The 25,286-nt window shown below is 54.2% G+C and carries 28 protein-coding genes and 3 tRNA genes; 13 read left to right on the top strand and 18 right to left on the bottom strand.

The window, feature by feature from the left end; genetic code table 11:
- Window positions 1–127: 127 nt before the first annotated feature.
- From ACOTXC_RS16040 to ACOTXC_RS16000, 9 genes are all read right to left on the bottom strand, one after another.
- Window positions 128–637 (bottom strand): GNAT family N-acetyltransferase, encoded by a 510-nt coding sequence (locus tag ACOTXC_RS16040; protein WP_157508468.1) that lies wholly within the window; start codon window positions 635–637, stop codon window positions 128–130.
- Entirely contained in the window at window positions 637–2,928 is a 2,292-nt protein-coding gene (gene opgB, locus ACOTXC_RS16035; RefSeq protein ID WP_421767828.1) for a phosphatidylglycerol--membrane-oligosaccharide glycerophosphotransferase, read from the bottom strand. The genes ACOTXC_RS16040 and opgB overlap by 1 nt, the downstream gene beginning before the upstream one ends.
- A gap of 272 nt (window positions 2,929–3,200) precedes the next feature.
- Complete coding sequence (locus tag ACOTXC_RS16030; RefSeq protein ID WP_421767827.1) at window positions 3,201–3,683, bottom strand: DUF2501 domain-containing protein; 483 nt, start codon at window positions 3,681–3,683, stop codon at window positions 3,201–3,203.
- 84 nt (window positions 3,684–3,767) lie between these two features.
- The gene (dnaC, locus tag ACOTXC_RS16025) at window positions 3,768–4,505 is read right to left on the bottom strand and encodes a DNA replication protein DnaC (RefSeq protein ID WP_003856580.1); all 738 of its coding nucleotides are present in this window, start codon (window positions 4,503–4,505) and stop codon (window positions 3,768–3,770) included.
- The gene (dnaT, locus tag ACOTXC_RS16020; protein ID WP_023299265.1) at window positions 4,502–5,047 is read right to left on the bottom strand and encodes a primosomal protein DnaT; all 546 of its coding nucleotides are present in this window, start codon (window positions 5,045–5,047) and stop codon (window positions 4,502–4,504) included. Before dnaT ends, dnaC begins: the two co-directional genes overlap by 4 nt.
- A gap of 124 nt (window positions 5,048–5,171) precedes the next feature.
- A complete protein-coding gene (locus ACOTXC_RS16015; protein ID WP_180251080.1) occupies window positions 5,172–5,600 on the bottom strand; it encodes an organic hydroperoxide resistance protein in 429 nt (142 codons plus the stop codon).
- An 84-nt stretch (window positions 5,601–5,684) separates the two neighbouring features.
- The gene (locus ACOTXC_RS16010) at window positions 5,685–6,137 is read right to left on the bottom strand and encodes a MarR family winged helix-turn-helix transcriptional regulator (RefSeq protein WP_022646966.1); all 453 of its coding nucleotides are present in this window, start codon (window positions 6,135–6,137) and stop codon (window positions 5,685–5,687) included.
- A 44-nt stretch (window positions 6,138–6,181) separates the two neighbouring features.
- On the bottom strand, window positions 6,182–6,655 hold the full coding sequence (locus tag ACOTXC_RS16005; protein ID WP_032621429.1) for a threonine/serine exporter: 474 nt from the start codon (window positions 6,653–6,655) through the stop codon (window positions 6,182–6,184).
- On the bottom strand, window positions 6,646–7,422 hold the full coding sequence (locus tag ACOTXC_RS16000) for a threonine/serine ThrE exporter family protein (RefSeq protein ID WP_017383842.1): 777 nt from the start codon (window positions 7,420–7,422) through the stop codon (window positions 6,646–6,648). Before ACOTXC_RS16000 ends, ACOTXC_RS16005 begins: the two co-directional genes overlap by 10 nt.
- Window positions 7,423–7,811: 389 nt before the next feature.
- On the opposite strand from ACOTXC_RS16000, the gene ACOTXC_RS15995 reads away from it, so the two are divergent.
- Entirely contained in the window at window positions 7,812–8,549 is a 738-nt protein-coding gene (locus ACOTXC_RS15995; protein WP_022646969.1) for a helix-turn-helix transcriptional regulator, read from the top strand.
- Window positions 8,546–9,181, top strand: a complete 636-nt coding sequence (gene bglJ / locus ACOTXC_RS15990; RefSeq protein WP_063849736.1) for a DNA-binding transcriptional activator BglJ — start codon at window positions 8,546–8,548, stop codon at window positions 9,179–9,181. The genes ACOTXC_RS15995 and bglJ overlap by 4 nt, the downstream gene beginning before the upstream one ends.
- A 37-nt stretch (window positions 9,182–9,218) precedes the next feature.
- Here the strand turns inward: bglJ and ACOTXC_RS15985 are convergent, their stop codons facing one another.
- Entirely contained in the window at window positions 9,219–9,677 is a 459-nt protein-coding gene (locus ACOTXC_RS15985) for a YbaK/EbsC family protein (protein WP_022646971.1), read from the bottom strand.
- Between the two features lie 328 nt (window positions 9,678–10,005).
- Between ACOTXC_RS15985 and ACOTXC_RS15980 the strand changes: the two genes are divergently transcribed.
- Complete coding sequence (locus ACOTXC_RS15980) at window positions 10,006–11,352, top strand: PTS cellobiose transporter subunit IIC (RefSeq protein ID WP_006810218.1); 1,347 nt, start codon at window positions 10,006–10,008, stop codon at window positions 11,350–11,352.
- A 77-nt stretch (window positions 11,353–11,429) separates the two neighbouring features.
- Here ACOTXC_RS15980 and fhuF read toward each other — a convergent pair whose 3' ends face one another.
- Window positions 11,430–12,218 (bottom strand): siderophore-iron reductase FhuF, encoded by a 789-nt coding sequence (gene fhuF / locus ACOTXC_RS15975; protein WP_023299267.1) that lies wholly within the window; start codon window positions 12,216–12,218, stop codon window positions 11,430–11,432.
- 95 nt (window positions 12,219–12,313) lie between these two features.
- Window positions 12,314–13,378 (bottom strand): GGDEF domain-containing protein, encoded by a 1,065-nt coding sequence (locus ACOTXC_RS15970; protein WP_023305406.1) that lies wholly within the window; start codon window positions 13,376–13,378, stop codon window positions 12,314–12,316.
- Window positions 13,379–13,594: 216 nt separating this feature from the next.
- Here ACOTXC_RS15970 and ACOTXC_RS15965 point away from each other — a divergent pair, with 216 nt between their 5' ends.
- Window positions 13,595–13,864: a DUF1435 domain-containing protein gene (locus ACOTXC_RS15965; RefSeq protein WP_026080652.1), complete on the top strand. Its 270-nt coding sequence runs from the start codon at window positions 13,595–13,597 to the stop codon at window positions 13,862–13,864.
- 42 nt (window positions 13,865–13,906) lie between these two features.
- Here the strand turns inward: ACOTXC_RS15965 and ACOTXC_RS15960 are convergent.
- The 4 genes from ACOTXC_RS15960 to rsmC form a co-directional block, all read right to left on the bottom strand.
- Window positions 13,907–13,993: transfer RNA gene (locus ACOTXC_RS15960), tRNA-Leu, on the bottom strand.
- Between the two features lie 32 nt (window positions 13,994–14,025).
- Window positions 14,026–14,111, bottom strand: a tRNA-Leu gene (locus ACOTXC_RS15955).
- A 28-nt stretch (window positions 14,112–14,139) separates the two neighbouring features.
- Window positions 14,140–14,226: transfer RNA gene (locus tag ACOTXC_RS15950), tRNA-Leu, on the bottom strand.
- Between the two features lie 144 nt (window positions 14,227–14,370).
- A complete protein-coding gene (rsmC, locus tag ACOTXC_RS15945; RefSeq protein ID WP_421767826.1) occupies window positions 14,371–15,399 on the bottom strand; it encodes a 16S rRNA (guanine(1207)-N(2))-methyltransferase RsmC in 1,029 nt (342 codons plus the stop codon).
- 102 nt (window positions 15,400–15,501) lie between these two features.
- On the opposite strand from rsmC, the gene ACOTXC_RS15940 reads away from it, so the two are divergent.
- The 8 genes from ACOTXC_RS15940 to ACOTXC_RS15905 all read left to right on the top strand — a co-directional run bounded on the left by ACOTXC_RS15940 (window position 15,502) and on the right by ACOTXC_RS15905 (window position 21,869).
- On the top strand, window positions 15,502–15,915 hold the full coding sequence (locus ACOTXC_RS15940; RefSeq protein WP_022646978.1) for a DNA polymerase III subunit psi: 414 nt from the start codon (window positions 15,502–15,504) through the stop codon (window positions 15,913–15,915).
- Window positions 15,884–16,327, top strand: a complete 444-nt coding sequence (gene rimI / locus ACOTXC_RS15935) for a ribosomal protein S18-alanine N-acetyltransferase (RefSeq protein ID WP_022646979.1) — start codon at window positions 15,884–15,886, stop codon at window positions 16,325–16,327. Before ACOTXC_RS15940 ends, rimI begins: the two co-directional genes overlap by 32 nt.
- Before the next feature lie 19 nt (window positions 16,328–16,346).
- Window positions 16,347–17,024 (top strand): pyrimidine 5'-nucleotidase, encoded by a 678-nt coding sequence (gene yjjG / locus ACOTXC_RS15930; RefSeq protein WP_022646980.1) that lies wholly within the window; start codon window positions 16,347–16,349, stop codon window positions 17,022–17,024.
- 92 nt (window positions 17,025–17,116) lie between these two features.
- The gene (gene prfC, locus ACOTXC_RS15925; RefSeq protein ID WP_006810210.1) at window positions 17,117–18,706 is read left to right on the top strand and encodes a peptide chain release factor 3; all 1,590 of its coding nucleotides are present in this window, start codon (window positions 17,117–17,119) and stop codon (window positions 18,704–18,706) included.
- A 304-nt stretch (window positions 18,707–19,010) separates the two neighbouring features.
- Window positions 19,011–19,628 (top strand): molecular chaperone OsmY, encoded by a 618-nt coding sequence (gene osmY / locus ACOTXC_RS15920; RefSeq protein WP_022646982.1) that lies wholly within the window; start codon window positions 19,011–19,013, stop codon window positions 19,626–19,628.
- Window positions 19,629–19,753: 125 nt separating this feature from the next.
- Window positions 19,754–19,915 carry a DUF1328 domain-containing protein gene (locus ACOTXC_RS15915; RefSeq protein ID WP_003856556.1) on the top strand — a complete coding sequence of 54 codons (162 nt, stop codon included), beginning with the start codon at window positions 19,754–19,756 and terminating at the stop codon, window positions 19,913–19,915.
- A gap of 122 nt (window positions 19,916–20,037) precedes the next feature.
- On the top strand, window positions 20,038–21,090 hold the full coding sequence (locus tag ACOTXC_RS15910) for a patatin-like phospholipase family protein (RefSeq protein ID WP_023299272.1): 1,053 nt from the start codon (window positions 20,038–20,040) through the stop codon (window positions 21,088–21,090).
- Entirely contained in the window at window positions 21,087–21,869 is a 783-nt protein-coding gene (locus tag ACOTXC_RS15905; protein ID WP_022646984.1) for a TatD family hydrolase, read from the top strand. Before ACOTXC_RS15910 ends, ACOTXC_RS15905 begins: the two co-directional genes overlap by 4 nt.
- Here ACOTXC_RS15905 and ACOTXC_RS15900 read toward each other — a convergent pair.
- Both ACOTXC_RS15900 and ACOTXC_RS15895 read right to left on the bottom strand, forming a co-directional pair.
- Window positions 21,864–22,724: a YjjW family glycine radical enzyme activase gene (locus ACOTXC_RS15900; RefSeq protein WP_063137953.1), complete on the bottom strand. Its 861-nt coding sequence runs from the start codon at window positions 22,722–22,724 to the stop codon at window positions 21,864–21,866. The genes ACOTXC_RS15905 and ACOTXC_RS15900 overlap by 6 nt on opposite strands.
- Window positions 22,699–24,234, bottom strand: a complete 1,536-nt coding sequence (locus ACOTXC_RS15895) for a YjjI family glycine radical enzyme (RefSeq protein ID WP_421767825.1) — start codon at window positions 24,232–24,234, stop codon at window positions 22,699–22,701. Before ACOTXC_RS15895 ends, ACOTXC_RS15900 begins: the two co-directional genes overlap by 26 nt.
- Before the next feature lie 263 nt (window positions 24,235–24,497).
- Between ACOTXC_RS15895 and deoC the strand changes: the two genes are divergently transcribed.
- Window positions 24,498–25,277, top strand: a complete 780-nt coding sequence (gene deoC / locus ACOTXC_RS15890) for a deoxyribose-phosphate aldolase (RefSeq protein WP_038415274.1) — start codon at window positions 24,498–24,500, stop codon at window positions 25,275–25,277.
- Window positions 25,278–25,286 lie beyond the last annotated feature (9 nt).

Below are 25,286 nucleotides of genomic sequence, written 5' to 3'. Positions count from 1 at the left end.
CTACGGGATGTGCGTTTTGCCGGGTGGCGGCTGCGCCTTACCCGGCCTACGGATTGTGGGTTTTGCCGGGTGGCGGCTGCGGAATTGGGTTTTGTAGGCCCGGTAAGCGCAGCGCCACCGGGCGATTTTACAGAGGCAGGCGCATGGCGCAGCGGGAACCATACGCTAAACCGTGTGCCGTCTCTTCTTCACGTTTCTGGCGCATTTCCGGCGTCAGCGTCGTCATCATTTCAAACCCTAATCGCCTGTAGAAGGGCGCGTTCCACGGGACATCACGAAACGTCGTTAACGTCAGCGAGGTTAGCCCCAGCGTGCGGGCATGCTCTGCGACACGGTTAATCAACCGGCGTCCGAGACCTCGTCCCTGCCAGTCCAGATGAACCGAAAGTTCCACAATAAACAGCGAAGATGGCTGGGCTTCGGCGAGAATAAAGCCCACGGGCCTGTCGTCAGCCAGCGCCAGCCAGCTTAATCCGCGTCCGGCGTAACCGAGGTGATCTTCAACGGAAATAACCTCGCTGTCTGCCAGCCAGGCCAGCTCAGGAACGTCGCGAAATCGCTGCCCCGCCGCGCGTTCAATGGCGGGCAGGGCAGCGACGTCGTCGATGCGCGTCGGGCGAAGGGTGAACGCCGTCATCAGCCAGCGCTGCTCACAATTTTAATCTCCACCATGCCGATTCCCAGCTTGCGCGGAGCGTGACCGAGAATATTCCCTTCGTTAGTGGACTGCGGCTCGGGCGGCACAATGACCAGCGTATTGCTGCGCGTGGGGTTATCGAAATGCAGCGTGCTGGTGGTGACATCATTGCTCAGCGTCAGCATCTGTTCTTTATCGCCGACGCGCACCGGCACAGGACGGTTTGCGTTGGGACCAAATGCCCTGGCGGTGATCACCAGATCGAATTTCTCCGGCAGCGGATGGGTATACTCAATTTTCACCTCATCACCTAACTGCGCGTTAGACCAGCGCCCCCAGGATTCGGGACGTGAAATACCGCTGAACTGCTTCACCTCTTCAGGCGCGCCGGCAACGTTAAAGATAAAGCTGTCAGCTTTATAACGGATGTCGTTGTCGACGATTTTCAGCAGGTCAACGTTGCGCTGATAGCGTGCGGTATCAATGACCGTATCTTTAAACGCGGTTTTCCCCTGCCACTGCGGTTTATCAACGTGTTGCACGGTCTGCTCGCCGCCGAGTTGCCCCTGTGAGACGCACCAGTCGGTGGACAGTGACAGCTCTTGTGACCAGAGCTGGCCCATTTTGTAGCATTTATCGACCCAGACGAAATTATCACGCGGGGCGAATTCCGCCAGCTGGAAGCGCAGTGGCGCGGAGTATTCGCTTTCCGGCAGCGGCTCGACGCGGTTATCCGACACGCGCAGCAGCAGTGGCAGGCGGAAATGGCTGCCGGAGAACGCGATCATTTTTTTATCCTGATCGATGGTGAAATCTTTTATCTCTTTCGGGAAGTTCCACAGACGAATGATATCCGGCTTCCAGGCGAGGATTTTTTCCTTCATGTTGAGGAAGATTTCCGACAGGGACTGGCCCGACAGCGTACTGCGGCCCAGTCCAATGAAGTTATCGCCACCCAGAATATCCAGCACGGTAGCGCCGTTATCCATCGAGTTACGTTTAGCGGCAATGATCTCCTGCTGCGGTTTATCGCCGCGCAGCACAAAGAACAGGTTGCTGCGATCCAGCTTATTCAGTTCATCCCAGGCGCTGTTTTTCATCGCCAGATGGTCAGATGAAACGACGATGACCGTATTTTTGAAATACGGCGACGCTTTGATTTTCTCGATTAACGCCGCGATATGCTCCTGGCTACAGGTCACGGCGCTGAACGACTTGTTGTTTTTACCGTCAATGTCGTAGCCCTGACGTTTACAGGTGCGTGAGACAAAACCATCCGGATGATGCGTGTCGACGGTCAACGCAAACAGCGAGAAGCGTTTACCGGCGCGGGAAAGCTCCTCGAATTTCTTCCAGGTTTCATCCAGAACGGTATCGTCGTAAAAGCCCCAGTCGTTGCGGTAGGCCGGATCGGCCACCGTGGTTTTCAGCTCTTCGGAACCATACAAGTGTTCGAAACCGTGGGATTTCAGGAACACATCTTTCCCGGCAAAGCGCAGGTTAGCGCCCTGCATAAAGTAGTTTTCATAGCCCGAGTTTTTCAGGATATCGCCGAGGCAAATGTTCTGCGGGAAGAAGCTCGACATCGAGGCGGAGGCGTTGCCTTCAAACGGAGCGAACAGCGGAATGCCGCACTGGGAGGCCACCATCCCGGCGATGGTGTAATCCGTGCCAGGGAGCTGCATGGTGTGGCTGAAGTCGAGGCCCTGGTTTTTCAGCGCGCCAAGCTCTGGCGTCAGGTTCGGGAAAGCATCGTTGTCAAACCAGGTGCGTTCCAGACTTTCGCCGTAGATATAGACCAGGTTGAGTTTAGGGTTGTCGATTTTCTTCGAGGGTTCTTTGTAATAGGCCGCAAAGTCCGGATCGCCATCGCGCGACTGGGATTTTACCAGCTCGGTAATTTGATGGAAGGCCGGGCTGGCATCCACGGAGGCCAGCGCCAGGCACAGCGCCAGCAGGCTGTAGCCATGATGATGCGGACGGTGACGGCGACGGCGCAGAACCCAGGCCAGCGCGGCGAAGATGCCCACCAGGGCGACCACCAGCCCCAGACCCGGAAGGATATACTTACCTACACCAGCGCCGGTCAGGCTGTTGGTCAACGTGTAGAGCACCGCGTCGTTAATACCGTCGCCGGTAAAATAATCGCTGGCATATAACGTAATGTTTAAAACAATAAAAATGCCGAGCACCACCAGGGTGGCCACAAACCACCAGGTGTGACGACCGGCTTTCCAGGCATAAACGCCGATGGAAGCCAGGAAAAGGACAAGGGACATTAACTCTGACAACAGCAGATCCTCATCATGCCGGACGCTTAGCCGGCTAATTGCTTATTTTTTGGGTAATACAATGTAATTGCGATGTCGCTTAGCTGCAATTTTAGTGTCACGAAAGTGTGCTGTTGTTAGGATTTGGTTTATAAAATCGGATTTTTGAATACAGTCGCATCGTGGTATATGGAGGCTGAGGTGGTGGCAGGGGATAAAAAAACGCACTTCACGCCGCGGTGTAAGACTAACGTAATAAACCCGGCGTGTTGTGGCAGAAAAAAGGGGGACAATCAGGAGAGGAAATTAACGCCTTGTTTCAGCACCAGATCGCATGCTTTCGTTTTCACCTGTTTCGCCAGAGATGAATTTCCAAGGGTGCTGAGGTTCAGCTGCTGGCCATTTTGCGCGTTCAGCAGGCCCTGAATACCGTCCATATAGTTGGTGTCCGCTTTCTGCTCCTGGGTGTCCAGACCCAGTTTACCCAGCACCTGGTTTTTAATGTTTTCGGTATCGGTGACGGAAGCCAGTTTCTGCTTCGCGCAGTATTCCAGAATGCCCGCCGCATTGTTCATCGTGCCGGCGCTCAGGCTTTGGGAGCTGTTACTCAGCAGGCCGGTGAGGGACGAGGCTGACAGCCCGCCCTGGGAAGTGCCGCTCTCTTTGGTTAACTCATTTGCTGCGCTGGAGAGCGACTCCTGCCATGATGCGGCCTGCGCTGCGCCAGTCACCAGCAGGGCGCCAGTAAGGATGCTGATAAGAAACTGTTTTTTCATAATGATTTACTCAACAAGGTCCGTTTTGGGCCAGAAGTGGGTTCAGTATATACCTCTGCTCTTCCGGCGCTCCCTGGAAATATCTTAATACTCTTTGCCGGTGACGCGGCTGCGATAGCTGTCCCAGTCGAAGATTACGTACAGGCTGTTACCCAGCTTCATGCGATCCATCACCCGCTCGCCAAGAAGTCGGGTCATCTCGTCGATATTGTGGTTCGTCAGCATACCGGTTGGGCGTTTTGACGACGAACGGCGATCGACAATCTGGTTGATGATCACTTTTTCGTAGCGGGACTCCGTCTGGACACCGATCTCGTCGATGACCAGCAAATCCACGTTACTTAAATCATTTAGCAACTGTTCTTCGCTGGTTTCGCGATTACTGAAGGTGTCTTTCATGGCGGACATAATATCGGCCACGGTGATAATCAGCACTGACTTCCCGCGCAGCAGCAGCTCGTTGCAGATAGCGGCGGCGAGGTGATTTTTCCCGGTGCCGGGTTTTCCGCTAAAGATGAAGCTGGCGATGTTGCCGTCAAATTCATCCACGTACTGGCGCGCCTGGTTAAGGGCGTTCATCTGCCCCTGAGACTCGACCTTATAATTCTCGAAGGAGCAGTTCTGGTGCAGAGGGCGAATGCCCGAGCGGTTAAAGGTGCGCTGCATTTTCATCGCGCGGTTTTCGCGGGCGAGGGCTGCCGCGCGAATTTTACCCTGCTCTTTTTGCCATGCCAGCAGCTCTTCACCGGTGGTGAAGGCGGGCTTCACGTTGGCAGGCATCATCTTCTGCAAACGTTTCATCAGGTCGCCGACGTTTTTCATTTCGCACCTCGGAATCCATCAGGGATTTTTTTGTCCGGTTCTGAAAAAGCATTGATATCACGTTTTGGCTGGCCGTTGTTGCTGGCGCGGTTGATTTGCAGACTGCGCGCGAATTTTTGCTGCCACTGAACATGGTGGAAGACTTTTCCTTCAGCTTGCCAGTATGCGGTAAAGGCTGCCAGCTCTTCCGGTGTTGCGGGCTGCGAGAGGGCTATTCCCCATAAGGCCGCCTGCCGCTGAAAATCGGCGTCCGGCTGCCAACCGGCGTACATGGGAAATTTCCCCATTGGAACGGCCACCGGGGCGCTGGCGGGTTCGTCAAAAAACTGATTATCCAGCATGACATCGCTCGCCGGGCGCGACAGCTTCTCTTCAATTTCCAGAAGCTGCGCCAGACGTTCCGGCGTGACCGCATAAAACGCCGGGGCGTTGTCGGCAAATACCGCGAGCGTGCCGCCTTCAGCGTGCGTCAACACACCGCGAGGATCGCGCATAAAGGCATCAATGCCAGCAATGCTGGTGGTCAGAATTCTGGAGGACATAACACTTTCTCAACTGATTACTACGGGCGTGATTGAGGGTTATGGTAGCACAGAGAGAGGGGAGGAAAGGAGAGGATTTCCCCGGTGGCGTTACGCTTACCGGGGCTAAAATCACAGGGGCTGGTTACGCGATGATGTTCAGCGTCACGTCGATATTGCCGCGCGTCGCGTTAGAGTACGGACAGACGATGTGGGCCGCATCCACCAGTTTTTTGGCTTCCGCTGCGTCCATCCCTTCAACGTGGATGTTAAGCTTCGCTTCGATACCAAAACCGGTTGGCAGCGGGCCAATCCCTACTTCGCCTTCAATAAAGGCGTCTTTTGGCAGAGCGAATTTATCGCGTGCCGCAACGAACTTCATTGCGCCCAGGAAGCAGGCGGAGTAGCCCGCAGCGAACAGCTGTTCAGGGTTGGTTATTTCACCCCCCATGCCGCCCATCTCTTTTGGCACACCCAGTTTGACATTCAGAACGCCATCGGAAGACGTGGCGCGGCCATCACGGCCTCCGGTTGCTTTGGCTTTGGCAGTGTAGACAACTTTTTCTAAAGACATGGCAGGTTCCTCATCTTACGTTTATATGCGCTATTAAATAGCGCGCGATGTTTTAAGTTAAAATTAGACGCGTAAAGTACAGCCTTACGCGCGATGCAGCTGTTGGCGCAAACTTTCGAGCTGTTGCTTGAGCGCCAGCATGGTGTCGGTATCACACTGCGCTGCACAGCCCACGGCGTGGGGGATCGTCACGGCCTGCTGTTGCAGCGCCCGACCCGCGTCGCTCAGGGTGACGGCGACCTGACGCTCATCCTGACGGGAACGCTGGCGGAGGATCAATCCTGCGCTTTCCAGGCGTTTCAGCAGGGGAGTCAGCGTGGCGGAATCCAGGAACAGCCGCTCGCCAATGTCTGACACCGTAATATCATCCTGTTCCCAGAGCACCAGCATCACCAGGTATTGCGGGTAGGTCAGATTAAGCGGCGCCAGCAGTTGCCGGTACAGCTTGTTAAGCGCCAGATTTGCCGAATAGAGGGCAAAACAGAGCTGGTTATCCAGCAGAAGCGCGTTGGTGGTGTCGTTCGTTTTTGCGTCCATGAAATGAATATAGATAGTGCGCGATACAATTGCAAGCGATTTTATTATACGCGTGGACGTTTGCGGTAAAGCCATAAGCCGGGGATCGACAGGCCGATGGAGAGCGCACCCACGATCGACGAGGCTTTAAGGAAGTTGCTCAGGAGCAGGATCATCTGGGGTTCGCTGTAGCCAAAATGGCTGATTTTGACGGCGGAGATCATCGCCGTATAGGCTGAAATGCCCGGGAACATAGGAATCACTGCCGCCACGGTGAATACCTTCGGGTGCGCCAGATACCAGCGGGACCACTGAATACCGATGCTGCCAACCAGCATGGAGGCGATAAACGTCGACCATTCAATATTAAAGCCCGCTGTCATCATGATCATACGAGAGCCGTGGCCAATGGCACCCAGCAGCGCACACCAGGGTAATGCACGCTGTGGGACGTTAAACACCATCGCAAAACCAACGGCGGGAAGGGCAGACAAGAGCATGTCCTGTGCCAGTGCGAGCATAAAATCCATCACGCCCATCCGCGTAACCCCCAGAGTGTCATGGCCATTACCACCCCGATACAGGTCGCCAGCGTCAGCAGGCTGGCTATCGCCCAGCGCGCCAGACCGGTGTTGATATGGCCTTTGAACATATCAGCGACGGCATTAATTAAGGGAAAACCTGGCACCAGCAGCAATACGCTGGCGGCCATCGCAACAGTAGGCGTGCTGGCGAAGTAGGGCTGGCGCAAAAGCAGGCCGGATACGGTTGTCGCCACAAATGCCGTGATGCAGAAGTTAATTTGCGGATGTAGCTGTCTGTGCGTCAACAGCTGGCGGACATACATTGCGATGCTGCTGGCAAAGAAGGTCACGACAGCGCCGTCCCAGCCGCCCGCGTTGAGCTTGCAGAAGCAGGCGCAGGACAGTCCCACCATCAGCACAACCAGCCAGCGCGGATACCGGAGGGGTTTGATTTGATTGAAACGTTTTTCTATCTCCCGGAGATCGAGCAGCTTGTGTTCAGCAAGGATCACGATGTGCTGCACTTCCGTCACGACGTGCATGTTAATGCCGCGGTCATGATTTTTACGGGTGGAGGTCAGGCACTGTCCGTCTTTAATGGTGGTCAGCACAATGGCATTTGACGAGATGGAACTCTCAACGCTGTCCATCCCCAGCGCCAGCCCAAGGCGTGTGGAGAGCTCTTCGACGAGGGCGCTTTCTGCGCCGTGCTGTAAGAGAAAAAGCCCGCACTGAATACATAGCCGCGTGGTGGCACGTTGCGTAGACCGATCTGCCTGCATGAAACGCCCTGAAGAGAAGAGAGATTGCTTACTTTTAACACAAAGTGCAGGGCCCTTTGCGCTGGGCCAGATCAACATTTGTGCGATCAGTGGCGCGATGGGGGCGGAGGAAAGACAGCATTGTTATTTATTTAATGAATATGAAATTAGGATTTATAAAAACAATATATTAAGTATTTCTAATTTCATATTTTCGATCTTTTCACGCAATTTGAATTAAATTTAAATGGTCTTTATGCGATATTAGGCCTGTATTGGGCGTTTCTTAACCCATGTGATATTTGTTCTATTTTGCGAGTATTAACCCGTTTGTACTTCGGAATGCAAACGTGTTTAACCTTGCAGGGTTAGTTCGTTCTTAAATAAAGAATTCATGACAGGGAGGGTCTATGTTGCCATTGAATGGTAAACACGGAGTGGTGATCAGCAGAGTACCGGTTATGCAAAATGGGTTAGGTGGCGTCATGTCGCGTCATTTTCCCGATTTTGAGATAACGTACTGCCGTTCGATGCAGGAGTTGACGTTATTACAATTGCGTCGCGCTGGGGTCGTTATTGCCGATATTTCGGGTGAGTATCGTAATCCACGCGGCACGCTTGAGCAATATTATGGGTTAATGAATCAGTACCGGGATATTCACTGGATATTCCTCGTTTCGCGCCCCCTTTATCCACTTGCAGTAGAGCTTCTTATGCGTCCGGAAAGCACGCTGCTTTCGGATATGGAACCCATTGAAGGCGTAATTAACGCTATTCGCGCGGGGAGTGAACGTGCCGAGCGAATAAGCCAGACGTTATTGATACCGGAAAATCCTGATATTGAAGAGGAGAGTGAGCAAATGATTGCGCTTACCCACTCTGAACGCAAGGTGTTGCGTTTGTTAGGTAAAGGTTGGGGAATCAACCAAATAGCCACGCTACTTAATAAAAGTAATAAAACGATCAGTGCACAGAAAAACAGTGCAATGCGTCGCTTATCACTTCGCAGTAATGCCGATATGTACGCGTGGATAAGCAGTACCCAGGGAATGCGAGAACTCAGTTTAATGTCGGCTTATGGAGAGTTTGAGGAATGGAAAAGACCACTGCAACAAAACATATCGCCGTCATCGAAAGCTGCTCAATGAGCGCTATGGGGCTGAAGCATCTTTTTGCGATGCCCGCCCTAAGCCATTACCAGGTGCACCTGTTTGCCAGATTTGACAGCTTCAAAGCGGCGCTCTCGGAAATCTCATTCTTTGCCGTAATTTATTCATTGTCCGATGAGCGTGAGGAGCGGCGAAACTGTCTGGCCTGTTTGCGGGATCTCACCTTCACCCACAGCGACGTCAAGCGTATTGTGCTGGCCTCTGATGAAATGGAGGCGAGACTGGTCAGCCATCTTTCGCCTTCTCGCTTACATGGAATTATCAGTAAATCGGTTCCGCTGAAGCAGTTAATGGAGGGGCTTGAGACATTACTCAGCGAAACGCATCACGTGAACGACAACGTGTACAATCACTGGTGTGTGAGCCAGCATCGTATGCTAAGCCCAACTGAAAGGGCGATTCTGCGATATATGTCATCGGGTTTTTCGATCCCTGAAATTGCGGCACAGCTTGAACGCAATATCAAAACCATCCGTGCGCATAAGTTTAACGCAATGGTAAAGCTGGGCGTCAATTCTGATGTGGGATTACTGGATGCGGCAGATATCCTGGCGCATCTCCCGGTCAGGGAAATACGCCGTTCCGCTCTCACCGTTCCTTCTTTCTCGTAGTGTTAAGTGATGCGCCAGAATTTTTCTGGCGCAACGTTCAAATACAGACATCAACCCATTTTGCTGCGGTCAGTTCCGCCATTCTGTCGGGCGATATACGCACCGCACTGTGGATGGCGCCCGCTGCGGGTAACACTTCGGCGTACTGTTTTAAAGTGATGTCACAGTAAACAGAGAGCGGATTTTCCAGTCCAAAAGGGCAGACGCCGCCAACAGGATGACCCGTCAGGGTTACTACCTCATCGCAGCTGAGCATGCGGGCTTTTGCGCCGAATGTCTCTTTGAGCTTTTTGTTATCCAGACGCGCATCGCCTTTTGCAACCACCAGAATCACATCATTTTTAATTTTCAGTGACAGCGTTTTGGCAATTTGGCCGGGTTCAACGTTGTGCGCGGCAGCAGCAAGGGCAACAGTCGCTGTGCTTTGGTTAAGCTCGATGATTTCTATATCCGGAGCGTGTTCGGCGAAAAACTGCTGTACAGACTGCAAACTCATTGATTCCTCCTGACAAATATCTTCCGTAATCTGTCATAAGAATTTAGTCGCTGTAAATATCCCTTAAGTAACAAATATCCGTCAGGGGCGATTTCTGGATCGCCTTCACATTCACAGAAACCGGTTACAGTAACCGGTTGCAGAGCGTGATGCAGAGATTAATACTGAGTGTGTAACTTCCCCTGTATCTAATAATAAGAGCTAATTATGAAACCATTCCGTTTGAGCAGTACCGCAGGTACACGATCCGGCAAGGTTGTGACGCTGATGTATGGAACAACGTGTGACGTGAGAACGTCCGAAACGAACGTCTGACAGGAGATCTGCTATGTCTGCCAACCATGCTGCATTTAATCTGATTTTCCGCTTCGTTGAAAATTATGTCAGCCCTATTGCCGGGCGCATCTCTTCCCAGCGTCACGTTATGGCGATTCGTGACGGGTTCATCTCGGCAATGCCGTTTATGATTGTCGGGTCGTTTTTATTAGTGTTCGCTTACCCACCTTTTTCGCCAGATACCACCTGGGGCTTTGCCCGCGCCTGGCTGGATATGGCGAAGCAGTTTGAAGGTCAAATTCTGACGCCGTTTGATATGACGATGGGGGTGATGTCCCTCTATATCTGTGCGGCTATCGCCTACAACCTGGGCAAACATTACGTTAAAACCCATCAGCTGGATCCGTTCATGTGCGCGATGCTGTCGCTGATGGCGTTCCTGCTGGTCGCCGCGCCTAAAACCAAAGGCGCCTTACCGGTTGATAGCCTTGGAGGGACCGGGATTTTCACCGCGATCCTGGTGGCGATTTACTGCGTTGAGATGATGCGTTTCCTGAAAGCACACAATATCGGGATCCGTCTGCCAGACCAGGTTCCGCCGATGATCAAAAACTCGTTTGACCTGCTGATCCCGGTGCTGGTGGTGGTGCTGACACTCTATCCGCTGAGTCTGTTGATCCAGTCGCAGTTCGGTATGCTGATCCCACAGGCCATCATGTCGATATTCAAACCGCTGGTCTCTGCGGCGGACTCGCTGCCAGCGATCCTGCTGGCGGTGCTGATTGGCCACCTGCTGTGGTTTGCCGGGATCCACGGTGCAGCGATTGTCTCGGGTATGCTGCAAATGTTCTGGCTGACGAACCTGGGGGCGAACCAGACCGCGCTGGCGGCGAGCCTGCCTTTACCACACATCTTTATGGAAGCCTTCTGGACGTTCTTTATTGTGATCGGTGGGTCAGGAGCGACGATGGGGCTGGTGTTCTGTTACCTGCGTAGCCGCTCCGCGCACCTGCGCTCCATTGGACGTCTGAGCGTGGTGCCAAGCATTTTCAATATCAATGAACCGGTGATTTTTGGTACGCCGATTGTGATGAACCCGGTGTTCTTTATTCCTTTCCTGCTGGCGCCGATGGTCAATGCCGTGCTGGCATGGGCAGCGATGAAGTTTGATCTGATTGGCCGCGTGATTTCCGTTGTGCCGTGGACGGCACCGGCTCCGGTTGGTGCCGCCTGGGCGCTGGGCTGGGATTTCCGTGCAGCCATTCTGGTGCTGGTTTTGGCCTGCGTTTCCGCCATTATCTATTTCCCGTTCTTCAAGGTGTACGAGAAACAGTTGCTTCAGCAGGAAGCGGAAGAAGCACAGCGTAATGGGGAAGAGGAAAATCAGCAGGTCGCTTAGGTAAAAGCAAAACGGCAACGCAGGTTGCCGTTTTTAGTGTTTGTTCCCTCTCTCTGCGGGTTTCAGGCAGGGCCAGACTACTTAAGCGTGCAATCGCCGCACTGCTGGACATCCGGCAGACGGTAGCGCTGACAGCAGGTACGACGCACCAGAAGTCCCTCACGCGGAACCACGGTGCGGTAAAGAGGGTTATCCCGCCCATCCGACAGCTGTCTGGCAAAGAAACAGCTCTGACGCAGCGCATCCACTTTCTCTTCGCCGAGCAACGGCTTCATCTCCGTTAAATACCAGTGGATAAGATACCCGGTATTACTCCAGATCAGTTTGCCGTTGATCTCCCCCGTCGCTTCCAGCGCATCAATGACCGGAACCAGCGCTCTTGTAATCAGTCGTTCCATTCGCGCCTGCGCTGACAGGTGACTCGCGCTCGGATCTTCGTGTACATCAATCCAGAAACAGGCGGCGCGTCCGGTCTCATGGAATTCGACGTGGAAATGTTCCGACGAGAGATCGAGCATCGTTTCCTGGGTCAACAGGGCCAGCATGACAGGCGGCACCATTAGCCCGATATACCATTGTGCCCAGAGGGAAAGCAGCGGTTTATTTTCCCGCGCCAGCGTCGGTTGGTTGCGATAAATATGGTCGGAATAGGTTGCCAGCAGTGACCGCAGCTCGGCAGGTCGTTGCCACTGAGTCAGCGTCAGAGCATGATGCGGCGGTGCTTCATCCAGTTTGATGAAATCCAGCAGATGGGCGCGTGTTACGGCGATTTTTTCCCGAATGGCATCCGCAAGCGTCGTTTCTCCGGCGGAGAGTGGAGCTCGCCAGAGTAGTGGCTCAACGATGTGTGCGGTACGAGTCGCCATAGTGTGGATTACAAATCTAAATGATAATGATTGCCAATCCTAACTATAGATAAAACCGAGCGCAAGCGTTTTATCCTGGCGCTGTGAAGGCGGTTTCAGGCGATATGAAGCTCGTCGCTCAGCAGAATGCTGTTGCGTCCCATATGCTTGGCTTCATAGAGGGCTTTATCGGCTTTCGCCAGTGCGCCATCAACGTCTTCACCTTCGAACATGGCTATGCCAATGCTGATGGTCACGTTAGTGGCGACGCTTTCGTTAAACATGTGGGGGATTTTGAGATCGTAAACCTTCTGACGTATGCGTTCAGCTGTCTGGCGCGCTTGCTCCAGTGGGATGTTACTTAACAGCACCATAAATTCTTCCCCGCCAAACCGGGCGACAACATCGCGTGAGCGCACGGCGTCGCGGATCGCAGCCGAGACCCTGATCAAGGCCTGATCGCCCATCATATGGCCGTAATGATCGTTGTAGGCTTTGAAATGGTCGATATCCATCAGCAGCACAAAGTGCTCGCCAGCGTCAGGCCTGGGGAGGTTCTCAAGCCGGCTTTGCAGCCCGCGACGGTTATATAGGCCGGTGAGCGGGTCCATCATGCTGAGATCGGTCAGGGTTTCACGCTCTTCGAGCAGTTCGGAAAGCAGCTCCTGGGCGAAACGGTCATTACGCCGCTGAAGAACATGATGGATACCAATGGCGACCACCGGCAGCGCGAAAAAATAGGCCATTCTCAACCAGTTTTCGGACGGGCTAAGCCACAGGCAGGATATAAAAGCGGGAAATGAATGTAACGTAAAGGCTTTAATATTACTGGCGAAAGCCAGAGACCCTATAAAAAGCACTGTTAATAGCGCCATCATTAAATAGGTTGCGTGATCGTGCGTTATTAACAGAAATTTTGAGACGATCTGCCATGCCCATAAAAACCCAAAAATAGCTGAAACAGCAGGGATATTTATTTTTCGCGTGCTATTTTTCCAGTGCCAGATAAGTAAGCCAGTGCTGGCAGTCAATACGGCAAACAGGGGGACTGATAACACACGAACGGAATAGAGAGGGTTTGTTACCGAGAACAATGCTGATGCAGCGTTCAGAAATAAAAATAAACGTAAAGAAAGCTGATATTTCTTGTTGACTAAGGACAGCCAGGATTGTGATGTCATATGCGTGCGTTTTTATTAAAACTCAATTAAAACAATGAGCAAGATGTTGTTATGCAATATTGGTCGCTACAAAATTGAATTTTTATTATCAGAAAAACGTTATCGGAAGTTAACAGGTGGGCAATTTATCACCTTACACATTCTCTGTCATTATGGGAAAGCAATTGCTGGCGCAATTTCTTACGTCGCATGCTGACAAGTGATAATTACTATCATATGATACTGGTTATCATTATCAGTGCGAGAGGTGAAACCATGTTGAGCAAAGCGCTGGGAAGTGGGTGGGGAATATTGCTGCCTGGTTCCATTATCGGTGGGCTGATGTTTGCCGATCTTCCCATTGATGTCTGGAAAGCAATGATTGTTTCGGGCTTGCTGGTGACATCCGCGATGATCTGGCACAAACAGTTACGGCATTACGTGCTGTTGCCATCATGCGTTGCGCTAATCAGTGGACTGCTGGTGATTCTGATGAGTTTGAAATAAAAGGGAAAAACAAGAGGTACTGCTGAAGGGATGTAAGATAATTGGTGCGAGGGGGGGGACTTGAACCCCCACGTCCGTAAGGACACTAACACCTGAAGCTAGCGCGTCTACCAATTCCGCCACCTTCGCACAGTCATCTTACTGGTTTGATATCGCCTCGTTGGTGCGAGGGGGGGGACTCGAACCCCCACATCCTAAGGACACTAACACCTGAAGCTAGCGCGTCTACCAATTCCGCCACCTTCGCCCAGTGCGAGCAATATCAACGTGATTTATGGTGCGAGGGGGGGGACTTGAACCCCCACGTCCGTAAGGACACTAACACCTGAAGCTAGCGCGTCTACCAATTCCGCCACCTTCGCATACCATCGACACTGTAAAAGTATCGTAACCACGGAGGCGCATTCTAGATGTTTTCAGCTTTACGTCAACAGAAAATTGCGCACGTTGTTTTGATTGCTGCAAAAATGGGCGATGGCAGCGTCAGCCATCGCCGGGCAGGGGAATTACTTTTTCGCCTGGCGCGTCATCACGGTGCGATACACCTTAAAGCGGCCTGTCTGGGCGATCACTTCGTGGAAGCCGAAGGTTTCATCCAGCACTTTCGGATACGCCAGGAAGGCATTCGCCACAATACGTAGCTCACCGCCGCTGTTAAGGTGACGGGTTGCGCCACGGATCAGCGTTTGCGCCGCTTCAAGGCTGGTCTCCATCCCGTCGTGGAACGGCGGGTTAGAGATGATCATGTCAAAGCGACCGGTCACGTCGGAGAAAACGTTGCTGGCAATCACTTCGCCTTCATTGCCATTCGCAGCAAGCGTGGCGCGGCTGGCTTCTACCGCCGGGGCGCTCACGTCACACAGGGTTAAACGCACTTTTGGTGAGTGGCTGGCGAGAACCGTTGACAGCACGCCCGCGCCACAGCCGACGTCCAGCACCTTGCCCTTGGTGTGCGGCGTCAGGGTGGAAAGCAGCAGCTTGCTGCCCGTATCGAGCGCGTCACGGCTAAACACACCCGGCAGGGTTTTAATGGTCAGTCCGTCAAGCTGGTACTCGTCCCAGAAGGTGTTGGCATCAAAAGTGGTCTGTTTTTCCAGACGGCCATGATACAGGCCGCAGCGTCGGGCGCTGTCGATTTTCGTCAACGGCGCGTAGCCTTCGAGCATCTGCTCTGCGCTTCGCACCCCGCTGCGGTTCTCACCGACGACAAAAATATCGCAGCCGACCGGCAGCAGAGAAAGCAGGTTCATCAGCTGGAACTGGGCTTCCGGTTTGTTCTTCGGCCAGTAGTAAATGAGCGTATCGCAGTCAGCAATATCGCTCTGCTCCGCCACCAGGCTAAAGCGTGCGCGCTCGCCCATCTGGCGGCTCAGCACCTGCCAGTGGTGGTAGTATTGGGTGTGGGCACGGCTTTCAGCACAGTCGAAACGTGCGGGCAGGTCATCCTGCATATCTCCGGCAAACAGAATACGGCTTTCTTCGAAATCATCACTGTGACGCAGCAAGACTTCACTTGCCGGGGTAAATGCAGACATGAATTGTTCCTCAATAAACTCAGGCGGGGATTATAGTAGGTAGATGGCGCAGTTTCGACACATTTGCTATATTTGCGCGCCTGAGAGACAGGAGTTTTCGCTATGACATCCCGACGAGACTGGCAGTTGCAGCAGCTGGGCATCACCCAGTGGGCTTTGCGTCGCCCGACGGCGTTGCGGGGCGAAATAGCCATCTCCATCCCTGCGCATGTCCGCCTGGTGATGGTGGCAGAAGCGCCGCCTGCCCTGAACGAACCCCTGATTGAGGATGTCCTTCGCACCCTGAAGGTGACAAACGATCAGGTATTACAGCTGGCGCCCGAAAGCGTCGCGATGCTTCCCCCTGACAGCCGCTGTAACAGCTGGCGAATCGGGGCGGTGGATGAGCTACCTCTTGAAGGAAGCCAGATCAGCTCGCCAGCGCTGGACGAACTGAAAGCCAACCCAAAAGCGCGTAGCGCGCTATGGCAACAAATTTGCGAATATGAACACGATTTCTTCCCTCACGACGGCTGACCTGGCCACCGCGTTCGCGATTGAAACACGCGCCCATGCCTTTCCGTGGAGCGAAAAGACGTTTGCCAGCAATCAGGGCGAACGCTATTTAAATCTCCGCCTGGACGTTGACGGTGCGATGGCCGCGTTCGCCATCACGCAGGTCGTTCTGGACGAGGCGACGCTGTTTAATATCGCGGTCGATCCCGCTTACCAGCGCCGCGGGCTGGGCAGGGATCTGCTTGAGCACCTCATTCGTGAGCTGGAAACCCGTGACGTTTTCACCCTGTGGCTGGAGGTGCGCGCGTCCAATGTCGCCGCCATCGCGCTCTATGAAAGCTTAGGCTTCAACGAGGCGACTATCCGCCGTAACTACTACCCCACCGCAGAGGGACGTGAAGACGCCATTATCATGGCTCTGCCGATTGGATAACGAAAATAAGGTTGTAACGATGAAATGGGACTGGATTTTCTTTGATGCCGACGAAACGCTGTTTACGTTTGACTCGTTCGGCGGCCTACAGCGGATGTTTCTCGACTATAGCGTGACGTTCACCGCGGAAGATTTTCAGGACTATCAGGCGGTGAACAAGCCGCTGTGGGTGGATTACCAGAACGGAGCCATCACCGCGTTACAGCTTCAGCATCAGCGTTTTGACGTCTGGGCTGAACGGTTAAACATCAGTCCTGGGGTGCTGAACGAGGCCTTCCTGAATGCAATGGCAGATATCTGCGCGCCGTTGCCCGGCGCCGTTTCTCTGCTGGATTCGCTGAAAGGGAAGGTGAAGCTTGGGATCATCACCAACGGCTTTACCGCGCTTCAGCAGATCCGCCTTGAACGCACCGGCCTGCGCGATCATTTCGACGCGCTGGTGATCTCTGAAGAGGTAGGCGTGCCGAAGCCGGATCCGCGTATTTTCGATTATGCGCTGGCACAAGCGGGCAATCCTGACCGCGATCGCGTGCTGATGGTGGGGGATACGGCAGAATCTGATATTCTGGGAGGTATGAGATCGGGCCTGTCGACCGTCTGGCTGAATGCGCATGGCCGCACGCTGCCGGAAGGCATCGAGCCGACCTGGACCGTTACGTCATTGAACGAACTGGAGCAGCTCCTGTGTAAACAATGATTGCCTGCCCCCTGTTGATGGGTAAAATAGCCGCATTTTTCGTATTCCATGATGCGCGGCCTGCTGCCGCGCTTACCTAAGAAGAATTGATTATGACGTTGTCTCCTTATCTGCAAGAGGTGGCCAAACGCCGCACTTTTGCCATTATCTCGCACCCGGATGCCGGTAAAACGACCATCACCGAGAAGGTGCTGCTGTTCGGACAGGCGATCCAGACCGCGGGTACCGTTAAAGGCCGTGGCTCCAGCCAGCATGCTAAATCCGACTGGATGGAGATGGAAAAGCAGCGTGGTATTTCGATTACCACCTCCGTGATGCAGTTCCCGTATCATGACTGCCTGGTGAACCTGCTGGACACCCCGGGGCACGAAGACTTCTCCGAAGATACCTACCGTACCCTGACGGCGGTGGACTGCTGCCTGATGGTGATCGACGCCGCGAAAGGTGTTGAAGATCGTACCCGCAAGCTGATGGAAGTCACTCGTCTGCGCGATACGCCGATCCTCACCTTTATGAACAAACTCGACCGTGACATCCGTGATCCGATGGAGCTGATGGATGAAGTGGAAAACGAGCTGAAAATCGCCTGCGCGCCAATCACCTGGCCGATTGGCTGCGGCAAGCTGTTCAAAGGGGTTTATCACCTCTATAAAGACGAAACCTACCTGTATCAGACCGGTAAGGGCCACACTATTCAGGAAGTCCGCATCGTGAAAGGGCTGGACAACCCGGAGCTGGACGCCGCTGTCGGTGAAGAGCTGGCCGCGCAACTGCGCGATGAGCTTGAGCTGGTCAAAGGCGCCTCTCACGAGTTCGACAGAGAACTGTTCCTGAGCGGTGAAATTACCCCGGTCTTCTTCGGTACTGCACTCGGCAACTTCGGCGTTGACCATATGCTCGACGGTCTGGTTGAGTGGGCCCCGCAGCCGATGCCGCGTAAAACCGACACCCGCGAAGTAGAAGCGAAGGAAGAGAAGTTCTCCGGCTTCGTCTTTAAAATTCAGGCCAACATGGACCCGAAACACCGCGACCGCGTCGCCTTTATGCGCGTGGTTTCCGGTAAGTACGAAAAGGGCATGAAGCTGCGTCAGGTGCGTATTGGTAAAGACGTAGTGATCTCCGACGCGCTGACCTTCATGGCGGGCGACCGTTCGCACGTGGAAGAAGCCTATCCGGGTGACATCATTGGTTTACACAACCACGGTACCATTCAGATCGGCGATACCTTCACGCAGGGCGAGATGATGAAGTTCACCGGTATCCCGAACTTCGCGCCGGAACTGTTCCGTCGCATTCGCCTGCGCGATCCGCTTAAGCAGAAGCAGCTGCTGAAAGGCCTGGTCCAGCTTTCGGAAGAGGGGGCTGTACAGGTGTTCCGCCCTATCGCCAACAACGATCTGATCGTGGGCGCGGTGGGTGTGCTCCAGTTTGACGTGGTAGTTGCCCGTCTTAAGAGCGAGTACAACGTGGAAGCGATTTACGAATCGGTGAACGTGGCGACCGCGCGCTGGGTTGAATGTTCAGACGTGAAGAAATTCGAAGAGTTTAAGCGTAAGAACGAAGTTCAGCTGGCGCTGGACGGTGGCGATAATCTGACCTATATCGCCCCGACTATGGTTAACCTGAACCTGACGCAGGAACGTTATCCCGACGTTCAGTTCCGCAAAACGCGCGAGCATTAATTCCCTCACAGAGCACGGCAGCCGCCGTGCTCTTCTTTAATTCCAGTGTTATTAAACCCTTGCGGAATGTTCTTAATTCAACGTAATTTTTCGCTATTCGTTCGTTTTTTCCCCAATTCTGAATGCACCCCTCTGATTGTGATCTATATTTAACTCAGTGTTTAGCACCGGGCGTGGATGAATTAACTGTTCAATGCATGTCCACTGGTTCTCCATTTCGCCCGTGTGTTAATTCGCAATATATAAAACCAAGATTTAGGGAAGTATGTCGCCCAAATAACGGGCAAAACACAGGAATAAATCGATGAATATGACAAGACTGAAGATTTCTAAAACTCTGCTGGCTGTAACGTTGGGTAGTGTCCTGGTAAGCGGTTCTGCTCTGGCGGAATCCAGCACCATGGATAAAGCGCAAAATACCGCTAATACCGCAGGGGAAAAAATCGATAGCTCTATGAATAAAGTCGGTAATTTCATGGATGACAGCTCTATCACAGCAAAAGTGAAAGCCGCACTGGTGGATCATGAATCCATTAAGAGCACCGATATTTCTGTTAAAACCGACAACAAGGTTGTCACTCTGAGCGGTTTCGTTGAAAGCCAGACTCAGGCTGAAGAGGCCGTTAAAGTAGCGAAAGGCGTTGAGGGCGTAAGCTCTGTAAGCGACAAACTGCACGTACGTGACAGCAAAGAATCGTCGGTGAAGGGCTATGCCGGAGATGCAGCAACTACCAGCGAAATCAAAGCTAAACTGTTAGCTGACGACATCGTGCCATCCCGTATGGTGAAAGTTGAAACCACCGATGGTGTGGTCCAGCTGTCCGGTACGGTTGAGAACCAGGCACAAAGCGATCGTGCCGAGTCAATTGCGAAAGCTATTGATGGTGTGAAAAGCGTCAAAAACGATCTGAAAACGAAGTAAAGCAGTACCACTCGCCCGTCTGGCTGAAAACCGCGGGCGAAATAAAAACGACTCTGGAAAAGCCGGTGAGTGACCTGAGCGCTCACGTTTAGCGGCCGACATTAACTATGGTAAAGGAGAGGCTTATGTTTCGTTGGGGCATTATATTTCTGGTTATCGCGTTAATTGCCGCCGCATTGGGCTTTGGTGGACTGGCGGGTACCGCGGCATGGGCAGCGAAAATTGTTTTCGTCGTCGGTATTATTCTGTTCCTGGTCAGCCTGTTTACGGGTCGACGTCGCCCGTAGCAAACGCAATAGTTATTAAACAAACTCAAGCCAGTCCTCGTGACTGGCTTTTTCTCGTTTGAGAACCATCGGGAATGTGCGTTACTGTGTCTCATCAAAATAATGAAAACAGGAAGGCAGAGGTGGGGCAACGAATTCCCGTGACGCTCGGCAATATTGCGCCGCTGACGTTAAAACCGTTTCATGCAGGCCAGCTTGCGCTGGTTTGTGAAGGAGGCGGGCAGCGCGGTATTTTTACCGCCGGCGTGCTCGACGAATTTATGCGCGCGCAATTCAACCCGTTCGATCTCTACTTCGGTACCTCTGCCGGGGCGCAGAACCTCTCCGCCTATGTCTGCAACCAGCCCGGCTATGCGCGCAAAGTGATTATGCGCTACACCACCTCCAAAGAATTCTTCAATCCGGTACGCTTCGTGCGCGGCGGGAACCTGATCGATCTCGACTGGTTACTGGATGCCACCTCCAGCCAGATGCCGCTGGCCATGGATACCGCGTCACGACTGTTCGATACCGGCAAAGCGTTCTGGATGTGCGCCAGCCGTGGCGATGACTATTCACCGGGTTACTTTTCGCCGCAGAAAGAGAACTGGCTGGATATCATTCGCGCTTCCAGCGCGATCCCGGGTTTCTACCGTACCGGCGCGCTGCTGGAGGGGATAAACTATCTTGACGGCGGTATCAGCGACGCGGTGCCGGTACAGGAGGCCGCACGGCGCGGGGCGAAAACCATTGTGGTGATCCGCACGGTGCCTTCACAGATGTATTACACCCCACAGTGGTTTAAGCGGATGGAACGCTGGCTGGGCGACAGCAGCCTGCAACCGCTGGTGAATATCGCGAAGCAGCATGAAACCACCTACGGCGCGATGCAGCGTTTTATTGAAAAACCACCGGGCAAGCTGCGCATCTTTGAAATTTACCCGCCGAAGCCGCTGCTGAGCATGGCGCTGGGCAGTCGGCTGCCTGCGTTGCGTATGGATTACAAAACGGGGCGGCTATGCGGGCGATACTTCCTGGCGACCGTCGGGAAAATGCTGGCCGAGCAACCGCCTCTTCATCGGCATAAAAGCATCATATTGCCACCCGCTAGTGTGGCCAATGACGCGGTGGCGATGCCGCTGGTGGACGCGCCGCAGGCCAACGACGGCATACTCGATAACGAGGACCTGGCGTGACGCACTCTTTTATCGATACCCATTGCCACTTTGATTTCCCGCCGTTTAGCGGGGAGGAAACATCAAGTATTGCGCGTGCGGCTGAGGCCGGTGTGAGAGCCATTATTGTGCCCGCTATTGAAGCGGCGAGATTCGAGAAAGTCCTGGCGCTTGCCCAGGGTCACGATGCGCTGTATGCCGCGCTGGGTCTGCATCCGATCGTGATTGAGCACCATCTTGATGACCATCTCGACAGGCTGGATGCCACGCTGCAAAACGCGGATACGAAGCTGGTTGCCATCGGTGAGATCGGCCTCGATCTCTATCGTGAAGATCCGCAGTTTGAGCGCCAGCAGACGATCCTGGATGCGCAGCTCCGGCTGGCAAAGCGCCACGATCTGCCGGTGATCCTCCACTCCAGGCGCACCCATGACAAACTGGCGATGCACCTGAAGCGCATCGACGTGCCGCGCAGGGGCGTGGTCCATGGTTTCGCTGGAAGCCTTCAGCAGGCGCAGCGTTTTATCGAGCTGGGCTATAAAATTGGCGTCGGCGGCACCATCACCTATCCGCGAGCCAGCAAAACCCGGGATGTGATGGCGCAACTCCCCCTGTCTTCGCTTCTGCTGGAAACGGATGCCCCTGACATGCCGCTGAATGGTTTTCAGGGCCAGCCCAACCGCCCGGAGCAGGCGGCGCGCGTTTTTGATGTGCTGTGTGAGCTGCGTCAGGAGCCTGAAGATGTGATTGCCAGCGCGCTGCTGGAAAATACCCGCGCGGTCTTCGGCATCACGCTATAGATAAAGGGCCGGGCGGATCACCGTGATCTGCTGTCGTTCCAGGGCCTGCGCCAGCGGCTCGATGTCCTCCGGCGTGGCGCTCCGCCATCGCGCCGCCTCCCCGTAAACCCCATGGGCATGAAACGCGTTGATCCGCACCGGAACGTTCCCCAACGCGTGGATAAAAGCGGTCAGCGATGACAGATGTTGCAGATAATCACACCGATCGGGGATCACCAGCAGGCGCAGCTCCGTCAGGCGATGACGATCGGCCAGCCAGCGGATGCTCTGCTTGATCAGCGTGTTTTCGCGCCCGGTCAGAAAACGGTGATGTTCATTGCCCCAGGCTTTCAGATCCACCATCGCGCCGTCAAACACCGGTAACAGCTTTTGCCAGCCGGTTTCGCTTAACAGGCCGTTGCTGTCCACCAGGCACGTCAGATGGCGCAGGGACGGATCGGCTTTGATCGCGGTGAACAGCGCAACCACAAACGGCAGCTGCGTGGTGGCCTCACCCCCGCTGACGGTCACGCCCTCAATAAACGGCGCGGACGTGCGGATCCGTGAGAGGATCTCCTCGACGCTGTATCGCTGCGCCATCGGCGTCGCCTGCTGCTGACACAGGTGCAGGCAGGTATCGCACTGCTGACAATGATTCTCCTGCCACCAGACGCGCCCGGCCTGAATCGTCAGCGCATCATGAGGACAGTGGGGAACACAGTCGCCGCAGTCGTTGCAGCGCCCGATGGTCCACGGGTTGTGGCAGGTTTTGCAGCGCAGGTTACAGCCCTGGAGGAACAGCGCCAGGCGGCTGCCCGGCCCGTCCACGCAGGAGAAGGGAATAACCTGACTAACTAAAGCGCATCTGCTGTTCATGGCTTATCACGCGTGGCTGACGTTCCAGAATACGGGTATTGCGCGCGGCCTCCTCGCCGAGCCAGGTGGTGTTGGTGCGCGAGCCGGCCTCCCGATATTTCTCCAGGTCGGAGAGCCGCACCATATACCCGGTGACGCGCACCAGGTCGTTTCCGGCCACATTCGCGGTGAACTCACGCATACCGGCGTTGAACGCTCCCAGGCACAGCTGCACCACCGCCTGAGGATAGCGTTTAACCGTCTCATCCAGGGTGAGAATATCGCTGATCCCCGAATGATAGTGTTTATGGTGCGGGGCTACGGCCAGCAGGTGGCTGATGGGATCTGGCTCGTCACCGTACGGCAGACGCGCCCCCGGCGTGGTGCCTGAATCAGAACTGATCCCTGACTGCGCGTGCAGCATCGCGCGGTGCTGCCAGCCGTGTTTCACCGGCGTGTTTTCAACGAACGCCGCCAGCTGTTCACTGATGCGGTAACCCAGCGCATTGGCCTGCTCGTTTTTACCGTACCGTCCCGTAATGCCTGCTTTCTCGCACAGCACGTTTACCGCTTCGGCCAGACCGTACATGCCAAACATCGGTACAAAACGATCGGCATCAATCAGCCCCTCTTTCACCAGGAAGCTATTCTCAAAGAAGCCGGATTGTTCATATAAAAAATCGCAGCGCGCATTAATGATCGCGATTTGTTGCTGGCAGTAGTGGGGAAGGGTACGGGTGAAAAAGTCTTCCGGTGAGCGGCTGTGCTCCGCAATCGCTTTCAGGTTAAGGCGCACCAGCGTGCTGCCGCCGCCCGCCAGCGGCAGGGAGTTGTAACAGCTCACCACGCCATAGCGACCTTTTGTGAAAATTTTATCATTTACCGGGCCATTGGAAATATGCGGCTTACTACACTCACAAATGTTTTTCGCCACGCTCAGCAGCAGATCGTCAGGGGTGACGTCCGGGTCGTAAATAAAGGTCAGGTTCGGCGCGACCTGCTTCAGCTCTGCGTCCGCTCGCAAAATGGCACGCGTGACGGGCGTATCCGCCGGGCCGATATTGGCATGCATAAAGGCATCGGGCAGGGTTCTGTCCAGGTAACGCCAGAAACGTTTTATTCGGCTATCGATTTCATCCTGTGTTAGAATTTTAACATATGGGTTGAGTATCTCATCGAGCTGACCCAGATAGACTGGCATCGATGTGACGGACGGAACATGGTGATAAAGGATAGTGAGCAGTGAGAGGGCATCATCCAGATCTTTCGCCCCTTCCAGCTCCAGCCATTCTGAGCCGTTAGCCAGAAATTTAGCGTAGTCCGGCAGCACGTAGCGCGGTTTGTAAGGCGCATGACCTTCGAACATGTCGCAGATGTATCCCTCGTCCAGCGCGGCGCGGGCCGCCTCTGGCAGAGCGGGATAGAGCAGATTGTTCTCCGCTTCCAGCGCCAGAAAATGACGTTTTTGTTCCGGGGTTAACACCGGGCTGGTCACAATGTGCAGGCAACGTTGTTGCAGGGCGTCGGGCATGTTCAACTTCCTTGAGGGTTCTGCGGATGGTGAACGAATTGTAAGAAGCCAGCCTGCCGGGGCTTTTGATCCGACAGGGGGTATCGCTGCTTTTGTCGGCGGTTGACTCATGAAAGTTTGAAGAAGATCTCATTACAGTAATGCAAATTTGCACACAGTTTTCATTAACTGTGATGAATGTCGAAGTGTGGATGCGGGTGAATGTTAGAATACTCACAGACCCGCAAGGTAAAATTTATACGGCACTGCCGTTGGAGAATGTTATGACCGATTTAACTGCAAGCAGCCTGCGCGCGTTGAAACTGATGGACCTGACCACCCTGAATGATGACGACACCAATGAAAAAGTCATCGCCCTGTGCCATCAGGCAAAAACGCCAGTGGGTAATACCGCCGCCGTCTGTATCTACCCGCGTTTTATCCCGATTGCCCGCAAAACGCTGAAAGAACAGGGCACGCCGGACGTGCGCATTGCGACCGTGACTAACTTCCCGCACGGTAATGACGACATCGAGATCGCGCTGGCGGAAACCCGCGCGGCGATTGCGTACGGCGCAGACGAAGTTGACGTGGTATTCCCGTACCGCGCGCTGATCGCCGGCAACGAGCAGGTCGGTTTTGACCTGGTGAAAGCCTGTAAAGACGCATGTGCGGCGGCAAACGTGCTGCTTAAAGTGATCATCGAAACCGGCGAGCTGAAAGAAGAGTCGCTGATTCGTAAAGCGTCTGAAATCGCTATCAAAGCGGGCGCGGATTTCATTAAAACCTCTACCGGTAAAGTGCCGGTCAACGCGACTCCGGAAAGCGCGCGCATCATGATGGAAGTTATCCGTGATATGGGCGTGTCCAAAACCGTTGGCTTCAAACCGGCAGGCGGCGTGCGTACCGCAGAAGACGCGCAGCAGTTCCTGGCGATTGCCGACGAGCTGTTCGGCGCCGACTGGGCGGACTCCCGCCACTACCGCTTCGGCGCGTCCAGCCTGCTGGCCAGCCTGCTGAAAGCGCTGGGTCACGGTGACGGTAAGAGCGCAAGCAGCTACTAAGTTTGAATT

This window comes from Enterobacter cloacae complex sp. IR5428, assembly GCF_049238585.1.
Taxonomy (GTDB): Bacteria; Pseudomonadota; Gammaproteobacteria; order Enterobacterales; family Enterobacteriaceae; genus Enterobacter; species Enterobacter intestinihominis.
The sequence above is the reverse complement of the archived record's forward strand: the minus strand, read 5'-3'. Positions and strand labels throughout refer to the sequence as shown.

Coding starts and splice junctions, on each gene's coding strand:
- ACOTXC_RS16040 (WP_157508468.1), bottom strand. CDS start 637: ATGACGGCGTTCACCCTTCGCCCGACGCGCATCGACGACGTCGCTGCC.
- ACOTXC_RS16030 (WP_421767827.1), bottom strand. CDS start 3,683: ATGAAAAAACAGTTTCTTATCAGCATCCTTACTGGCGCCCTGCTGGTG.
- dnaC (WP_003856580.1), bottom strand. CDS start 4,505: ATGAAAAACGTCGGCGACCTGATGAAACGTTTGCAGAAGATGATGCCT.
- dnaT (WP_023299265.1), bottom strand. CDS start 5,047: ATGTCCTCCAGAATTCTGACCACCAGCATTGCTGGCATTGATGCCTTT.
- ACOTXC_RS16015 (WP_180251080.1), bottom strand. CDS start 5,600: ATGTCTTTAGAAAAAGTTGTCTACACTGCCAAAGCCAAAGCAACCGGA.
- ACOTXC_RS16010 (WP_022646966.1), bottom strand. CDS start 6,137: ATGGACGCAAAAACGAACGACACCACCAACGCGCTTCTGCTGGATAAC.
- ACOTXC_RS16005 (WP_032621429.1), bottom strand. CDS start 6,655: ATGGGCGTGATGGATTTTATGCTCGCACTGGCACAGGACATGCTCTTG.
- ACOTXC_RS16000 (WP_017383842.1), bottom strand. CDS start 7,422: ATGCAGGCAGATCGGTCTACGCAACGTGCCACCACGCGGCTATGTATT.
- ACOTXC_RS15995 (WP_022646969.1), top strand. CDS start 7,812: ATGTTGCCATTGAATGGTAAACACGGAGTGGTGATCAGCAGAGTACCG.
- bglJ (WP_063849736.1), top strand. CDS start 8,546: ATGAGCGCTATGGGGCTGAAGCATCTTTTTGCGATGCCCGCCCTAAGC.
- ACOTXC_RS15985 (WP_022646971.1), bottom strand. CDS start 9,677: ATGAGTTTGCAGTCTGTACAGCAGTTTTTCGCCGAACACGCTCCGGAT.
- ACOTXC_RS15980 (WP_006810218.1), top strand. CDS start 10,006: ATGTCTGCCAACCATGCTGCATTTAATCTGATTTTCCGCTTCGTTGAA.
- fhuF (WP_023299267.1), bottom strand. CDS start 12,218: ATGGCGACTCGTACCGCACACATCGTTGAGCCACTACTCTGGCGAGCT.
- ACOTXC_RS15970 (WP_023305406.1), bottom strand. CDS start 13,378: ATGACATCACAATCCTGGCTGTCCTTAGTCAACAAGAAATATCAGCTT.
- ACOTXC_RS15965 (WP_026080652.1), top strand. CDS start 13,595: ATGATACTGGTTATCATTATCAGTGCGAGAGGTGAAACCATGTTGAGC.
- rsmC (WP_421767826.1), bottom strand. CDS start 15,399: ATGTCTGCATTTACCCCGGCAAGTGAAGTCTTGCTGCGTCACAGTGAT.
- ACOTXC_RS15940 (WP_022646978.1), top strand. CDS start 15,502: ATGACATCCCGACGAGACTGGCAGTTGCAGCAGCTGGGCATCACCCAG.
- rimI (WP_022646979.1), top strand. CDS start 15,884: ATGAACACGATTTCTTCCCTCACGACGGCTGACCTGGCCACCGCGTTC.
- yjjG (WP_022646980.1), top strand. CDS start 16,347: ATGAAATGGGACTGGATTTTCTTTGATGCCGACGAAACGCTGTTTACG.
- prfC (WP_006810210.1), top strand. CDS start 17,117: ATGACGTTGTCTCCTTATCTGCAAGAGGTGGCCAAACGCCGCACTTTT.
- osmY (WP_022646982.1), top strand. CDS start 19,011: ATGAATATGACAAGACTGAAGATTTCTAAAACTCTGCTGGCTGTAACG.
- ACOTXC_RS15915 (WP_003856556.1), top strand. CDS start 19,754: ATGTTTCGTTGGGGCATTATATTTCTGGTTATCGCGTTAATTGCCGCC.
- ACOTXC_RS15900 (WP_063137953.1), bottom strand. CDS start 22,724: ATGAACAGCAGATGCGCTTTAGTTAGTCAGGTTATTCCCTTCTCCTGC.
- ACOTXC_RS15895 (WP_421767825.1), bottom strand. CDS start 24,234: ATGCCCGACGCCCTGCAACAACGTTGCCTGCACATTGTGACCAGCCCG.
- deoC (WP_038415274.1), top strand. CDS start 24,498: ATGACCGATTTAACTGCAAGCAGCCTGCGCGCGTTGAAACTGATGGAC.